Here is a 14,320-nt window from a genome sequence, read left to right as displayed (position 1 = left end):
CCGCCGGCAGCCGGCCCCGCACCCCGACGGAAACGGGCCGGGCCCGGACTCCCCGAAGGGGTCCGGGCCCGGCCCGTGCAGACTGCCGACGCTGCCGAGGGCTACGTCAGTGCCGTCCTCAGTTGTCGTCCTCGTCGATCAGGAAGCCCCGCATCGGGGACGGAGCCTGCTGCATCGGCTGCGGCGCGGCCGGCCGCACCGGCGCCATCGGCTGCGTCATGGCCGGAGACATCTGCTGCTGACCGCCGTAGGACGGGGCACCCATCGGCGACGGAGCGCCACCCATGGTGTGGCCCATCGCGCCGGCCGGGGCCATCGACGGCGCCGGCGACGGCGGCAGCGAGGCGGTGGCCGGGGTGCGCGGCGGGGCGAGCGAGTCGTCGGCCTGGGTCTCCAGCTGGCGCAGCTGCGACTCCAGGTAGGACTTCAGACGCGTGCGGTACTCACGCTCGAAGCCCCGCAGGTCCTCGACCTTGCGCTCCAGCGTGGCGCGGGCGGACTCCAGGGAGCCCATCGCGACGCGGTGCTTCTCCTGCGCGTCCCGCTCCAGGGCGTCGGCCTTGGCACGGGCGTCCCGCTCCAGGCCCTCGGCGCGCGAACGGGCCTCGCCGACGATCTTGTTGGCCTCGGAGCGGGCCTCCGCGATCGCCTGGTCGGCGGTCTGCTGCGCCAGGGAGAGGACGCGGGCGGCGCTGTCGCCACCGGGGCCCTGGCCGGGCTGCGGCAGCTGCGGCGGCTGGTGGCCCATCGGCTGGCCCATCGGCTGGCCCATCGGGTTCTGGCCACCCATGGTGTGCGGGGGCTGCATCGGGCCGCCCATGGGGCCCTGCTGCATCGGGCCGGGACCCTGCTGCATCGGACCGGGGCCCTGCTGCATCGCGCCGGGACCCGGCGGGAGCTGCGGAGCGCCGCCCGGCAGCTGGGGCGGACCCATCTGCGGGGGGCCCTGCTGGACCGGCGGGCCGGATATGGCGGCGGGCACGGGCGCACCGGGGCCACGCTGGTCCTGGGGCTCCGGCTTGCGCATGTTCTGCTGCTGCTGGTTCTGCGCGGCGGCACGCGTGGCGGCGGCCAGCTTCGCGCGCAGGTCCTCGTTCTCGCGCAGCAGGCGCGTCAGTTCGGCCTCGACCTCGTCGAGGAAGGCATCGACCTCGTCCTCGTCATAGCCTTCTCGGAGGCGGACGGTCGTGAACTGCTTGTTCCGCACGTCCTCGGGGGTCAGCGGCATCTCTTCTTCACCTCTACGTAGTCGTCGGCAGTCGGCAAGACCGGATCGTTCACACGCTTCTCGCAACGTTGCTCACGATGCTGATCAGGATGTAAACGATGATCATCAGCACGAAGAAGGACAGGTCGAGTGCCACGCCCCCGAGACGCAGCGGCGGAATGAACCGCCGCAGAAGCTTGAGCGGTGGATCGGTGACAGTGTAGGTGGCCTCCAGGACCACCACCATCGCCTTGCCAGGTTCCCAGGAGCGGGCGAACTGGAAGACGTAGTCCATGACCAACCGGAAGATCAGCACGATGAGGAAGCACATCAGCGCGATGTAGATCACCTGCAGCGCCACGCCCATCCCGTACTTCCCTCTCCCCTTGCTCCCACTGTCCGGCCGATCGGCCGGGCCCCGTATCCCGGTGTCGTGTTACTCAATCGGTCTAGCTTTGGTTGAAGAACCCGCCCTCTGCGATGCGGGCCTTGTCCTCCGCCGTGACATCGACGTTAGCAGGCGAGAGCAGAAACACCTTCTGTGTCACGCGTTCAATGCTGCCGTGCAGACCGAACACCAGACCGGCCGCGAAGTCCACGAGACGCTTCGCGTCCGTGTCGTCCATCTCCGTGAGGTTCATGATCACCGGGGTGCCCTCGCGGAAGTGTTCCCCGATGGTACGGGCCTCGTTGTAGGTCCGGGGGTGGAGCGTCGTGATGCGGTACGGCTCCCGCTCGGACACGACCTTGGGCATGATCACCGGTGCGTTCTTCTCCTGGCTCGGGCGTTCAGGTGTGATGGATGCCACGGGGGCGATTCGCGCCGGACGTCCGCTTTCGACGGGCAGCGGAGCGGGCTCACGCTGCGCCGGGGGCTGTACGGCTCGTACCGGTTCGTCCCGAACCGGGGCCTGGTGCGGAGGCTCGTGCCGCCGACGGTCCCGCTCGGGCTCGGGCTCGGGTTCGAACTCGTCGTCGGGGTCGAACCCCGGGCCGTCGTACCCATCGTCCTCCACGAGGCCGAGGTAGACCGCCATCTTGCGCATCGCGCCGGCCATTCTCTGAGTCCTCCGCTCTGTGGTGGATCGCCCTCGTCACCGATGGCGCTGGGCTCCAACCGCCCGCGATCCACGTGGCCTGTCCGCCCATCGGCGGGAATGACCATATTTTCTGCTGTGGTCCGACTTGCTTCGCGACGTTACCCGAGCCTGGGTCGGCTTCCGAGTACCGCGGTGCCGACGCGTACGTGTGTCGCTCCCGCCGCCACGGCCTCTTCCAGGTCCCCGCTCATACCGGCCGAGACCATCGTGGCAGCCGGATGGTCGGCGCGCAGGCGGGATGACAATTCCATCAGCCGCTCGAACGCCGCGCGTTCGCGTCCCGCGTACGGACCGGTCAGCGGAGCGACGGTCATCAGTCCGCCGATCCGGAGTCCGGGGGCCGCCGCGACCAGTTCCGCCAGCTCGGCGACGCCGTCGGGGGCCACTCCCCCGCGTTCGCCGCGGCCGCCCTCCTCGGCGTCGAGCGCGACCTGCACCAGACAGCCGAGTTCGCGGCCGGCCTTCTCCGCCGCCGCCGAGAGGGTGGTGACGAGCCGGGGGCGGTCGACCGACTGCACCACGTGCGCGTAACCGGCCACCGAACGGACTTTGTTCGTCTGCAACTGGCCCACGAAGTGCCACGTGAGGGGCAGATCCGCGCAGGCCGCGGCCTTCGGGGCGGCGTCCTGGTCGCGGTTCTCCGCCACGTGGCGGACGCCGAGCTCCGCCAGCAGCCGTACGTCGCTCGCGGGGTAGGTCTTGGTGACCACGATGAGGGTCACCTCCTCCCTCTTGCGCCCCGCGCCGGCGCAGGCGGTGGAGATGCGTTCCTCCACCCGCGCGAGGTTGGCGGCCAGCTCCGCCTTACGGTCCGTCATCGATCAGTCCAACCAGACATATCCGGCGAGCCGTCCGGTGATCCGGTCACGGCGGTACGAGAAGTGGTCGAGGGATTCGAGCGTGCAGACCTCGGAGCGCTCCAGGTCGGTCACCCCGAGTGCCGCGAGCTGCGCGTGCACCCCGGCCACCACGTCGACGGCCGGGGTGCCCCAGCTGGTGGTGGCGTGGGCCTCGGGCACCACGGCGGCGACGTCCTCGCGCATCGCCGCGGGCACCTCGTAGCAGCGTCCGCAGACCGCCGGGCCCGTGCGGGCCGTGATCCTGGAGGGTTCGGCGCCGAGCCGCACCATCGCCTCGACCGCGGCGGGCACCACCCCGGCCACCAGGCCGGGTCTGCCCGCGTGGGCCGCGGCCGCGACCCCGGCGACGGGGTCGGCCAGCAGGACCGGGGTGCAGTCGGCGGTCAGTACGGCGAGGGCGAGCCCGCGCCGGGCGGTGACCACCGCGTCGACGGCCGGCGGCGGGGTGTCGCCCCAGGGGGCGTCGACCACCGCCACGTCGCGGCCGTGCACCTGGTTCATCCAGACCACCCGGTCCGGCGCGATGTCCAGGGCCCCGGCGGCGAGCGCCCGGTTGGTGCCGACGGCCGCCGGGTCGTCGCCCACCGCGCCGCCGAGGTTGAGCTCCTCGTACGGAACGGCGCTCACCCCGCCCCACCGGTCGGTGAAGGCGAAGTGCGCGCCGCTCGCGTGGTGCCGCTCGCTTATCACTTCAAGAAGTCCGGGACATCCAGCTCTTCGGCGGGGCTGTCCTGGTAGGGGCGGGCCGTCGGCACCTGGGGCGCGGTGACGGTCGGGACGACCGGGACCTCGGCGACCGGAGCCGCCTCGACCGGGGCCGGGGGCTCCTCACGCGGGGTGACCGAACCCAGGCCGCCGAAGGCGGGGCGGACCGGCTCGGCCGGGCGGACCGGGGCCGGGGGCTCCTCGCGCTTGGTGGACGCGGCGCCGATCACGTTGTCCCTGCGGGCCGGGGGCTGGCCGCCGTCGAAGCCGGCCGCGATCACGGTGACCCGTACCTCGTCGCCCAGGGCGTCGTCGATGACGGCGCCGAAGATGATGTTCGCCTCCGGGTGGGCCGCCTCGCTGACCAGCTGGGCCGCCTCGTTGATCTCGAAGAGACCGAGGTCGGAGCCGCCGGAGATGGAGAGCAGGACGCCGCGGGCGCCGTCGATGGACGCCTCCAGCAGCGGCGAGGAGATCGCCATCTCGGCCGCGGCCACGGCGCGGTCGTCGCCGCGGGCGGAGCCGATGCCCATGAGGGCCGAGCCGGCCTCGGACATCACGGACTTCACGTCGGCGAAGTCGAGGTTGATCAGACCCGGGGTGGTGATCAGGTCGGTGATGCCCTGGACGCCGGAGAGCAGCACCTGGTCCGCGGACTTGAACGCGTCGAGCACGCTGACCTGGCGGTCCGAGATGGACAGCAGCCGGTCGTTCGGGATGACGATGAGGGTGTCGACCTCTTCGCGGAGCTCGGCGATGCCGTCCTCCGCCTGGTTCGCGCGGCGGCGGCCCTCGAAGGTGAACGGGCGGGTGACCACGCCGATCGTGAGGGCGCCCAGCGAGCGCGCGATGTTGGCGACGACCGGGGCGCCGCCGGTGCCGGTGCCACCGCCCTCTCCGGCGGTGACGAAGACCATGTCGGCCCCCTTGAGGACCTCCTCGATCTCCTCGCGGTGGTCCTCTGCCGCCTTGCGGCCGACTGCCGGGTTGGCGCCGGCGCCGAGGCCGCGGGTGAGTTCGCGGCCGACGTCGAGCTTGACGTCGGCGTCGCTCATCAACAGCGCCTGGGCGTCGGTGTTGATGGCGATGAACTCGACGCCCTTGAGGCCGACCTCGATCATTCGGTTGATGGCATTGACACCACCGCCGCCGACACCGATGACCTTGATGACTGCGAGGTAGTTCTGCGGTGCTGCCACGTCGAAGGCCTCTCGCCTCGAGTTACGTGTCGCCGCCTCGCGGGCCTGCGGTGCGACGACTGATGCCGAAAAATGGGACGGCCCGACCAGCCTGACTCGCCGACCCGAACCCTAACCCTGAAGTTTAGGGTTAACAGTGTGTCTGTTCCTTGGACTCTTCCGGACAGGACACTAAGTCGACAAGTGGCGCGCGTTCAACGAACACGCCGAACCTCCCGTTTTTCTTTTCACCCTATGTGATCACCCATATCCCTGGCCAACCAGGGTGCTTCCCTGTTCGACCCCGCGTCAACTCCCGGAGACCGCCGGGGCCGTGGGGGCGCTCACGTCGAAGTGCCGTGCGGAGCGCGCGGCTTTCATCAGGGCGGTGAGCGCACGCCCCTTCGCGGCCCCCTGCTCGGGGCTCCCCCACCTGACGGTCCGGCCGCCGGTCAACTCCAGTACGACGGAGTCGTACGAGCGCACGCGGACCACCCGGGTGTCCGCGGCCACGGCCGCCGGGAGGTCGACGGCGACGCCCACCGCCTCGTGCAGCAGCCGCTCCTCGTCGAAGCGGCGCAGGCTCGGTGACCGTTTCGCCGTCAATTCCAGTACGGGCACGCCCTTGGGGGCTTTCGGCACCGTGGCGAAGCGGACGCCCGAAGCGTCCACTTCCACGAACTTGGCGCCCTTTTCAATGAGCAGGACGGGTTTGCGCTCGGTCACTTTGAGACCGATTCCGTGCGGCCAGGCGCGCACCACGTCGACCGAATCGATCCGCGGGAGCCGGCCGCGCAGCCGGGCCTCGATCTCGTCGGTGTCCACCGCGGCCATCGGGGCACCGAGCGGCACGGCGGCCGCCGCGCGGACCTGCTCGGGGGTGAGCACCTCGGTGCCGGTGATGCCGACCTTCTCGACCCGCAGCCAGGAGGAGCCGTAGAGGGCCCAGGTGCCGCCGCCGGCGAGGAGCACGGCGGCGGCCAGCCCGAGCAGTACGGGCCCCCGGCGGAACCAGGGGCCGCGGGGGGAGCCGGAGGGGCCGGACGCGGACGGTTTCGAGGACTTCGCCGCCCGGGCGGGCTTCGACGCCTTCGGTCCGCCGCGTTCCGCGGTCGTCGGTCCGGCCACTCCTGCTCGCCTCCTGCGTCAGCGGTTCCTGTGGGCTGCGATCGCCTCGTACACCATGCCGACCAGCAACTCGTCGGCGTCCCGGCGGCCGAACTCGGCGGCGGCGCGGGACATCTCGTACAGCCGGTGCGGATCGGCGAGCACGGGCAGGACCTGGCTCTGGATCCACTCCGGGGTCAGCTCCGCGTCGTCGACGAGCAGGCCGCCGCCGGCCTTGACCACCGGCTGGGCGTTGAGCCGCTGCTCACCGTTGCCGATCGGCAGCGGGACGTACGCGGCGGGGAGCCCGACGGCGGAGAGTTCGGCGACGGTCATCGCGCCCGCGCGGCACAGCATCATGTCCGCGGCGGCGTACGCGAGGTCCATCCGGTCCACGTACGGTACCGGCACATAGGGGGGCATCCCGGGCATGTTGTCCACGCGCGGCAGTTCGTTCTTCGGGCCGACCGCGTGGAGGATCTGGATGCCGGAGCGCTGGAGGGTCGGCGCGATGCCCTGGACGACCTCGTTGAGGCGCCGGGCGCCCTGCGAGCCGCCGGAGACCAGCAGGGTCGGCAGGTTCGGGTCCAGGCCGAAGGCGGCGCGGGCCTCGGGGCGGGCCGCGGCGCGGTCCAGGGTGGCGATGGAGCGGCGCAGCGGGATGCCGATGTAGCGGGCGTTGCGGAGCTTGCTGTCGGGCGTGGAGACCGCGACGGCGTCCGCGTACCGGGAGCCGATCTTGTTGGCCAGGCCGGGCCGGGCGTTGGCCTCGTGGACCACGATCGGCACGCCGAGCCGCTTGGCGGCCAGGTAGCCCGGCAGGGCCACGTACCCGCCGAAGCCGACGACGCAGTCGGCCTTGGTCCGCTCCAGGATCTGCTCGGCGGCCTTGATGGTGCCGCGCAGCCGTCCCGGAACGGTGATCAGCTCGGGTGTGGGCTTGCGGGGCAGCGGCACGGCGGGGATGAGCCCCAGCTCGTAACCGCGCTCGGGCACCAGACGGGTCTCGAGTCCGCGCTCCGTGCCGAGGGCAGTGATGCCCACGCTCGGGTCCTGCCTGCGCAGGGCGTCCGCGAGGGCGAGCGCCGGCTCGATGTGGCCGGCGGTCCCCCCACCGGCGAGTACGACATGCACCGAAATTCACCGCTCTCCGGACGGACGCTTCTTGACGCGCCGTCTCATCGACTTCCATCTCAGCCCGGCCCGCTTCCAGCCGAACCTCGGCTGGCGCATGGCGAGCGCCGCGCGTGCCGCCGGCTCCTCACGCGCGAACGCGATGAGCAGTCCGATGGCGAACATGGTCGGCAGCAGGGCCGACCCCCCGTAGGAGAACAGCGGGAGCGGGACCCCGGCGATCGGCAGCAGACCGAGCACCGCACCGATGTTGATCACGGCCTGCGCCGTGATCCAGGTGGTCACGCCTCCCGCGGCATACCTGACGAAGGAGTCCTCCGTGCGTCCGGCCACGCGGATACCCGCATAGCCTAGAGCCGCGAACAGGGCCAGCACCGACAGCGTCCCCGCCAGCCCCAGTTCCTCCCCGGTGACGGCGAAGATGAAGTCGGTGTGGGCTTCGGGCAGTTGTCCCCATTTTTCCACACTGGCGCCGAGGCCGGAACCGAACCATCCGCCCGAGGCCAGAGCATAGATCCCGTGCACGGCCTGCCAGCACAGGTCCCCCTTGCCGGGATCGGTGGCGCCGAGGCAGGCGAGCCGGTCCATGCGGTGCGGACTGGTCTTGATGAGGACCGCGACGATCAGGCCGGCGAGCGCGAGCACGCCGACGAACAGCCGGGTGGGGGCGCCGGCCAGCCAGAGCAGGCCGAAGAGGATCGCGGTGAGGATCATCGCGGTGCCCATGTCGCCGCCGAGCATGATGAGTCCCAGCAGCAGGAAGGCCACCGGGATCAGCGGCACCAGCAGGTGCTTCCACTGGGTCAGCAGGCCCCGGTCGCCCTTGCGGGCGAGCAGGTCGGCGCCCCACAGGATCAGCGCCAGCTTGCCGAACTCGCTGGGCTGGAGCATGAACGGGCCGCCGAGGGAGATCCAGTTCTGGTTGCCGCCGACCGAGACCCCTATCCCGGGGACCTGGACGAGCACCATGAGGAACACGGTTCCGGCCAGCACCGGGTAGGACAGCGCCCGGTGCAGCTTCACCGGCATCCGGGAGGCGACCAGCAGCAGCCCGGCGCCGAGCAGGGCGGCGAAGAGCTGCTTCTGGAAGAAGTACGAGGCGGACAGGCCCTTCTGGAGGGCCGTGATCATCGAGGCCGAGTAGACCATCACCAGTCCGAGGACGGTGATCAGCAGCGCGCTGCCGAAGATCAGGTAATACGCCGTGAGCGGCCGGTCCCAGGTGCGGCGCAGTTGCCGGTAGGTCCGCCGCACCCGCTCGAACGGGCCGCGCCCGGACGGCTTCTGCGGCCGTCCGGACCTCTTGCGGCCCAGCGTCCTGGGAGCCCTGGGCACCGAAGGGCGCCTGCCCGCGCCCACCGCCACGCGCTGCATTTTCTGTTCCCCTCCACTCTGGACGAGCAGCCGGCCGGAGGGACCCGCCCCCGGACCTACGCGCTCTCCGCGGCCAGTTCGCGCACGGCGTCGGCGAAGGCGTCGCCGCGCTTGCCGTAGTTCACGAACATGTCCATGGAGGCGCAGGCGGGGGCCAGCAGGACCGTGTCGCCGGGCTGCGCGAGCCGGGCCGCTTCCCGGACCGCCGCAAGCATCGCCCCAGTGTCGGTCCGGTCGAGGTCGACGACCGGGACCTCGGGCGCGTGTCGCGCGAGCGCTTCGCGGATCAGCTCCCGGTCGGCGCCGATCAGCACCGCGCCGCGGAGCCGCTTGGCGGAGGTGGCCACCAGCTCGTCGAAGGTCGCGCCCTTGGCGAGCCCGCCCGCGATCCACACGATGGACTCGTAGGCGGCCAGGGAGGCCTCGGCGGCGTGGGTGTTGGTGGCCTTGGAGTCGTCGATGTACGTGACCCCGGCGACCTCCGCCACGTGCGCGATCCGGTGCGCGTCGGGGCGGAAGTTCCGCAGTCCGTCGCGCACGGCGCGCGGCTCGACGCCGAAGGCGCGGGCCAGGGCGGCCGCCGCGAGGGCGTTGGCGATGTTGTGCGGGGCGGGCGGGTTGACGTCCGAGACCTCGGCCAGCTCCTGCGCGTTCTTCTGCCGGTTCTCGACGAAGGCGCGGTCCACGAGGATGCCGTCGACGACGCCGAGCATCGAGGGGGCCGGGGCGCCGAGGGTGAAGCCGATCGCCCGGCAGCCCTCCTCCACGTCCGCCTCGACGACCAGGTCCTCGGTGGCCTTGTCGGCCACGTTGTAGACGCAGGCCACCGTGTTGCCCTCGTAGATCCGGCCCTTGTCGGCGGCGTACGCCTCCATGGAGCCGTGCCAGTCGAGGTGGTCCGGGGCGAGGTTGAGGACGGCCGCGGAGTGGGCGCGCACGCTGGGCGCCCAGTGCAGCTGGTAGCTGGAGAGTTCGACGGCGAGGACGTCGTACTCCTGCTCGCCGAGGACCACGTCGACGATCGGGGTGCCGATGTTGCCGACCGCGGCGGTGCGCAGGCCGGCGGCCTTCAGGATGGAGGCCAGCATCTGGGTGGTCGTGGTCTTGCCGTTGGTGCCGGTGACGGCCAGCCAGGGCGCCGCCCCGGGGCCGCGCAGCCGCCAGGCGACCTCCACGTCCCCGATGACCTCGACCCCGGCCGCCGCGGCGGCCTCGAAGAGCGGGCTGGAGGGCTTCCAGCCGGGCGAGGTGACGACCAGCTCGGTGCCCTCGGGGAGGGTCTCGGCGTCGCCGAGGCGTACGGCGATGCCCTGGCCCTCGACCTCGGCGGCCCGGGTGCGGTGGGCCTCGCTGTCGCCGCCGTCGACGACCGTCACGTGCGCGCCGAAGCCGGCCAGGGCGCGGGCGGCGCTGATGCCGCTCACGCCGAGACCGGCGACGGTGATGTTCATGCCCTGCCAGGACGTCACTTGTCGGCTGCCCATCCCGCGTAGAAGAGACCGAGGCCCACGATCACGCACATGCCCTGGATGATCCAGAAGCGGACCACGACCAGCACTTCCGACCAGCCCTTGAGCTCGAAGTGGTGCTGGAGCGGCGCCATCCGGAAGACCCGCTTGCCGGTGAGGCGGAAGGAGCCGACCTGGATCACCACGGACATGGTGATGAGCACGAACAGGCCGCCCAGGAGCGCCAGCAGCAGCTCGGTGCGCGAGCAGATGGCGAGGCCGGCGAGGGCGCCGCCGAGGGCGAGCGAGCCGGTGTCGCCCATGAAGATCTTGGCCGGGGAGGTGTTCCACCACAGGAAGCCGAAGCAGGCTCCCATGAGGGCGGAGGCGACGATCGCGAGGTCCAGCGGGTCGCGCACCTCGAAGCAGGCGGCCGGGTTGGTCAGGGTCTCCGCGTTGGCGCAGGACTCCTGGTACTGCCAGACGCCGATGAAGGTGTAGGCGCCGAAGACCATGACGGAGGCGCCGGTGGCCAGGCCGTCCAGACCGTCGGTCAGGTTCACGCCGTTGGACATGGCCAGGATCATGAACAGCGCCCAGACCACGAACAGCACCGGGCCGATCGACCAGCCGAAGTCCGAGACCCAGGACAGCTTGGTGGAGGCCGGGGCCAGGCCGCGGGAGTCGGAGAACTGGAGCGCCAGCACCGCGAAGGCGATGCCGACGATCAGCTGACCGGCCATCTTGGCCTTGGCCCGGAGGCCCAGCGACCGCTGCTTGACGATCTTGATGTAGTCGTCCAGGAAGCCGACCAGGCCCATGCCCGCCATCAGGAAGAGCACCAGCAGGCCGGAGAACGTCGGCTGGCTGGACGTGATCACCTTCGTCAGGGCGTACGCGGCGAGCGTCGCCAGGATGAAGGAGATGCCGCCCATGGTGGGCGTGCCCTTCTTGCCGAGGTGGCCGCGCGGGCCGTCGTCCCGGATGAACTGGCCGTAGCCCTTGCGGGCCAGCAGCTTGATCAGCAGCGGGGTGCCGATGATCGTGAGGAACATACCGATGACACCGGCGAACAGGATCTGCCTCATCGGCCGGCACCCTCGCCCTCAAGCAGTGCCTGTGCGATCCGCTCCAGACCGATCGACCTGGAAGCCTTCACCAGCACGACGTCCCCCGGCCGCAGTTCCCTGCGCAACAGGTCGACCGCCGCCTGCGCGTCGGACACGAGCACCGACTCCTCACCCCACGAACCCTCGTTATATGCGCCCAGTTGCAGCCAGGAGGCTTCCCTGCCCCCGACCGCCACGAGCCTGCTCACGTTGAGCCGGACGGCGAGCCGCCCGACCGCGTCGTGCTCGGCGAGCGACTCGTCACCGAGCTCGGCCATCGGACCGAGCACCGCCCACGTGCGGCCCCCCGCCGCCTTGGCGGCGTCGCCCATCGCGGCAAGCGCGCGGAGCGCGGCCCGCATGGACTCGGGGTTCGCGTTGTAGGCGTCGTTGACGACCGTCACGCCGTCGGCGCGCTCGGTGACCTCCATCCGCCAACGGGAGAGCGTGCCCGCGCCGGAGAGCGCGGTGGCGATCTCGTCGACGGACATGCCCAGCACGTGGGCGACGGCGGCCGCGGCGAGCGCGTTCGACACGTGGTGCTCACCGTACAGCCGCAAGGTCACGTCGCTGCACCCGGTGGGTGTGTGCAGTGTGAAGGAAGGCTGTCCCCGGTCCGTCATGCGGACCTCGCTCGCGCGTACGTCGGCGTCCTCGGCCTCGCCGAAGAAGACGGTGCGCGCCTTCGTCCGGGAGGCCATGGCCCGTACGAGCGGGTCGTCGGCGTTGAGCACGGCCACGCCGCCCTCGCTCTCGGCCGGCAGGGCCTCGACCAGCTCGCCCTTGGCCTGGGCGATCTGCTCGCGGCCGCCGAACTCGCCGATGTGGGCGGTGCCCACGTTCAGGACGAGGCCGATGCGGGGCGGGGTCAGTCCGGTGAGGTAGCGGATGTGGCCGATGCCGCGGGCGCCCATCTCCAGGACGAGGTGCTGGGTTTCGGCGGTCGCCCTGAGGGCGGTCAGCGGCAGCCCGATCTCGTTGTTGAGCGAGCCCGGGGTCCACACGGTGGGGGCGTGCTGCTGGAGGACCTGGGCGATCAGGTCCTTCGTGGACGTCTTGCCCGCGGAGCCCGTCAGGGCCACCACGTCGGTGCCGAGGCGGCCGACGACGGCGCGCGCGAGGGCGCCGAGCGCCGTCTCGACGTCGTCCACGACGATCGCGGGTACGCCGACGGGCCGGGCGGCCAGCACGGCCACGGCGCCCGCGGCGACGGCCCGCTCGGCGTAGTCGTGTCCGTCGACGTGCTCGCCGGCGAACGCGGCGAACAGCCCGCCGGGTTCGACCTGGCGGGAGTCGATGACGACGGAGCCGGTGACCGTGCGGGAGGCGTCCGGTATGTCGTGCGTCCGCCCGCCGGTGATGTCGGCGATCTCGGCGAGGGAGAGGGCGATCACTGTTTCACCTCGGCCTGTCGGGCCTGCTGTTGCTGGGACTGCTCGATCGCGGCGCGGAGCACCTCGCGGTCGTCGAAGGGGCGTACCACTCCGGCGGTCTCCTGGCCCTGCTCGTGGCCCTTGCCGGCGACGAGCACGGTGTCGCCGGGCCGGGCCCGGGCGACGGCCGCGGCGATGGCGGCGGCGCGGTCCGCGTCGACGAGCACCTCGCCGCGTTCGGCGGCGGGCACGGAGACGGCGCCCCCGAACATCGCGGCCAGGATGGCGAGGGGGTCTTCGGAGCGCGGGTTGTCGGAGGTCAGCACGGCGGTGTCGGCCAGGCGCGCGGCGGCGGCTCCCATGGGGGCGCGCTTGGTCTGGTCGCGGTCGCCGCCGCAGCCGAGGACGAGGTGCAGCCTGCCCTCGGTGACCTTGCGCAGCGCGCGCAGGACCGATTCGACGGCGTCCGTCTTGTGCGCGTAGTCGACCACGGCGAGGTACGGCTGGCCCGCGTCCACCTTCTCCAGGCGGCCCGGCACGCCGGGGACGGCGGCCACGCCGTCGGCGGCGGTCTGCGGGTCGATCCCGGCGGCGGCCAGGGTGACCACGGCGGCCAGGGTGTTGGCGACGTTGAACGGGCCGGGCAGCGGGGCGGTGGCGCGGACGCGCACGCCGTCGGGCCCGACGACCGTCAGGGTGCTGCCGACCGGGCCGGAGACCACGTCCTCGGCGCGCCAGTCGGCACCGGCGTCGCCCTCGGCGGAGAAGGTCACCACGGGGATGGTGGCCTCCTTGGCGAGGCGGCGGCCGTACTCGTCGTCGACGTTGACCACTCCGAGGCGGGCGCGGCGCTCGGTGAAGAGCTGCGCCTTGGCCTGGAAGTAGTCCTCCATGCCGGAGTGGAACTCCATGTGCTCGGGGCTGAGGTTGTTGAAGACGGCGACGTCGAAGACGCAGCCGTCGACCCGGCCCAGCACGAGGGCGTGGCTGGAGACCTCCATGGCGACCGACTCGACGCCGCGTTCGCGCATCACCGCGAACAGCGCCTGGAGGTCGGTCGCCTCGGGGGTGGTGCGCTCGGACTTGATGCGCTCGTCGCCGATGCGCATCTCCACCGTGCCGATCAGGCCGGTGTGGTGGCCGGCGCCGCGCAGGCCGCCCTCGACGAGGTACGCCGTGGTGGTCTTGCCGGACGTGCCGGTGATGCCGATCTGCAGCAGACCGGTGCCGGGGTGTCCGTAGATCGCGGCGGCCAGTTCGCCCATCCGGCCGCGCGGGTCCTCGACGGCGAGGACCGGCAGGCCGGTCGCGGCCGCGCGGTCGGCACCGGCGGGATCGGTCAGGACGGCGACGGCGCCCAGCGAGGCTGCCTGGGCGGCGAAGTCGGCGCCGTGCAGGCGGGCGCCCGGCAGGGCCGCGTAGACGTCGCCCGGCCGCACGGCGCGGGAGTCGTGGGTGATGCCCGTGATCGGCGCGTCGGCCGGTGCGGGGGCTCCGATGCCCAGCAGCGCGGCGAGCTCACCCAGGGGGGTCGGGCGGGCGTTCGCGGGCCGGGGCGCTCCCGGCGGCGCTGCCGGGGCGTCTTTCTGGGTGGTTCTGGGCTGATCAGCGTGGGGCACGGCGGTGAGCGTACCGGGCGCACCGGGCCCGCCGGGAATTGAGGGGCCTCCGGCGCCCTGGTTCCCGGGATCCTGGGTGATGGTCGTCACTGGTGGTGCCTCGCGC

The 14,320-nt window shown here is 72.0% G+C and carries 13 protein-coding genes; all 13 read right to left on the bottom strand.

The features are described from left to right. Nucleotides 1–118 precede the first annotated feature (118 nt). The 13 genes from ACIQUR_RS09075 to ACIQUR_RS09015 all read right to left on the bottom strand — a co-directional run bounded on the left by ACIQUR_RS09075 (nt 119) and on the right by ACIQUR_RS09015 (nt 14,304). Nucleotides 119–1,228: a DivIVA domain-containing protein gene (locus tag ACIQUR_RS09075; RefSeq protein WP_403660667.1), complete on the bottom strand. Its 1,110-nt coding sequence runs from the start codon at nt 1,226–1,228 to the stop codon at nt 119–121. A 49-nt stretch (nt 1,229–1,277) separates the two neighbouring features. Then, nucleotides 1,278–1,574, bottom strand: a complete 297-nt coding sequence (locus tag ACIQUR_RS09070) for a YggT family protein (RefSeq protein WP_399939810.1) — start codon at nt 1,572–1,574, stop codon at nt 1,278–1,280. A gap of 82 nt (nt 1,575–1,656) precedes the next feature. Beyond that, nucleotides 1,657–2,265, bottom strand: coding sequence for a cell division protein SepF (locus ACIQUR_RS09065; RefSeq protein WP_399939808.1), 609 nt, complete (start codon nt 2,263–2,265; stop codon nt 1,657–1,659). 140 nt (nt 2,266–2,405) lie between these two features. Continuing rightward, the gene (locus ACIQUR_RS09060) at nt 2,406–3,125 is read right to left on the bottom strand and encodes a YggS family pyridoxal phosphate-dependent enzyme (protein ID WP_403660664.1); all 720 of its coding nucleotides are present in this window, start codon (nt 3,123–3,125) and stop codon (nt 2,406–2,408) included. A gap of 3 nt (nt 3,126–3,128) precedes the next feature. Next, nucleotides 3,129–3,857 (bottom strand): peptidoglycan editing factor PgeF, encoded by a 729-nt coding sequence (pgeF, locus tag ACIQUR_RS09055; RefSeq protein ID WP_403660661.1) that lies wholly within the window; start codon nt 3,855–3,857, stop codon nt 3,129–3,131. After that, nucleotides 3,854–5,071 carry a cell division protein FtsZ gene (gene ftsZ / locus ACIQUR_RS09050; protein ID WP_403660658.1) on the bottom strand — a complete coding sequence of 406 codons (1,218 nt, stop codon included), beginning with the start codon at nt 5,069–5,071 and terminating at the stop codon, nt 3,854–3,856. The genes pgeF and ftsZ overlap by 4 nt, the downstream gene beginning before the upstream one ends. Before the next feature lie 288 nt (nt 5,072–5,359). Next, the gene (locus ACIQUR_RS09045) at nt 5,360–6,178 is read right to left on the bottom strand and encodes a cell division protein FtsQ/DivIB (RefSeq protein WP_403660655.1); all 819 of its coding nucleotides are present in this window, start codon (nt 6,176–6,178) and stop codon (nt 5,360–5,362) included. 18 nt (nt 6,179–6,196) lie between these two features. Continuing rightward, complete coding sequence (murG, locus tag ACIQUR_RS09040) at nt 6,197–7,291, bottom strand: undecaprenyldiphospho-muramoylpentapeptide beta-N-acetylglucosaminyltransferase (protein WP_403660652.1); 1,095 nt, start codon at nt 7,289–7,291, stop codon at nt 6,197–6,199. A gap of 6 nt (nt 7,292–7,297) precedes the next feature. Then, nucleotides 7,298–8,665, bottom strand: a complete 1,368-nt coding sequence (ftsW, locus tag ACIQUR_RS09035; protein ID WP_403660649.1) for a putative lipid II flippase FtsW — start codon at nt 8,663–8,665, stop codon at nt 7,298–7,300. A 56-nt stretch (nt 8,666–8,721) separates the two neighbouring features. Further along, on the bottom strand, nt 8,722–10,149 hold the full coding sequence (gene murD / locus ACIQUR_RS09030; RefSeq protein WP_403660646.1) for a UDP-N-acetylmuramoyl-L-alanine--D-glutamate ligase: 1,428 nt from the start codon (nt 10,147–10,149) through the stop codon (nt 8,722–8,724). Further along, nucleotides 10,131–11,201 carry a phospho-N-acetylmuramoyl-pentapeptide-transferase gene (mraY, locus tag ACIQUR_RS09025; RefSeq protein ID WP_399939789.1) on the bottom strand — a complete coding sequence of 357 codons (1,071 nt, stop codon included), beginning with the start codon at nt 11,199–11,201 and terminating at the stop codon, nt 10,131–10,133. The genes murD and mraY overlap by 19 nt, the downstream gene beginning before the upstream one ends. Further along, the gene (murF, locus tag ACIQUR_RS09020) at nt 11,198–12,616 is read right to left on the bottom strand and encodes a UDP-N-acetylmuramoyl-tripeptide--D-alanyl-D-alanine ligase (RefSeq protein WP_403660642.1); all 1,419 of its coding nucleotides are present in this window, start codon (nt 12,614–12,616) and stop codon (nt 11,198–11,200) included. Before murF ends, mraY begins: the two co-directional genes overlap by 4 nt. Further along, nucleotides 12,613–14,304, bottom strand: a complete 1,692-nt coding sequence (locus ACIQUR_RS09015; protein WP_403660639.1) for a UDP-N-acetylmuramoyl-L-alanyl-D-glutamate--2,6-diaminopimelate ligase — start codon at nt 14,302–14,304, stop codon at nt 12,613–12,615. The genes murF and ACIQUR_RS09015 overlap by 4 nt, the downstream gene beginning before the upstream one ends. Nucleotides 14,305–14,320: the final 16 nt, after the last annotated feature.

The organism is Streptomyces sp. NPDC101132, assembly GCF_044759225.1.
Taxonomy (GTDB): Bacteria; Actinomycetota; Actinomycetes; order Streptomycetales; family Streptomycetaceae; genus Streptomyces.
This window is presented reverse-complemented; position numbering and strand designations above follow the sequence as displayed.

What these genes read in the sequence shown, in the direction of transcription:
- ACIQUR_RS09075 (WP_403660667.1), bottom strand. Translation starts at nt 1,228, where the DNA reads ATGCCGCTGACCCCCGAGGACGTGCGGAACAAGCAGTTCACGACCGTC.
- mraY (WP_399939789.1), bottom strand. Translation starts at nt 11,201, where the DNA reads ATGAGGCAGATCCTGTTCGCCGGTGTCATCGGTATGTTCCTCACGATC.
- ftsW (WP_403660649.1), bottom strand. Translation starts at nt 8,665, where the DNA reads ATGCAGCGCGTGGCGGTGGGCGCGGGCAGGCGCCCTTCGGTGCCCAGG.
- murD (WP_403660646.1), bottom strand. Translation starts at nt 10,149, where the DNA reads ATGGGCAGCCGACAAGTGACGTCCTGGCAGGGCATGAACATCACCGTC.
- ACIQUR_RS09060 (WP_403660664.1), bottom strand. Translation starts at nt 3,125, where the DNA reads ATGACGGACCGTAAGGCGGAGCTGGCCGCCAACCTCGCGCGGGTGGAG.
- ACIQUR_RS09065 (WP_399939808.1), bottom strand. Translation starts at nt 2,265, where the DNA reads ATGGCCGGCGCGATGCGCAAGATGGCGGTCTACCTCGGCCTCGTGGAG.
- ACIQUR_RS09070 (WP_399939810.1), bottom strand. Translation starts at nt 1,574, where the DNA reads ATGGGCGTGGCGCTGCAGGTGATCTACATCGCGCTGATGTGCTTCCTC.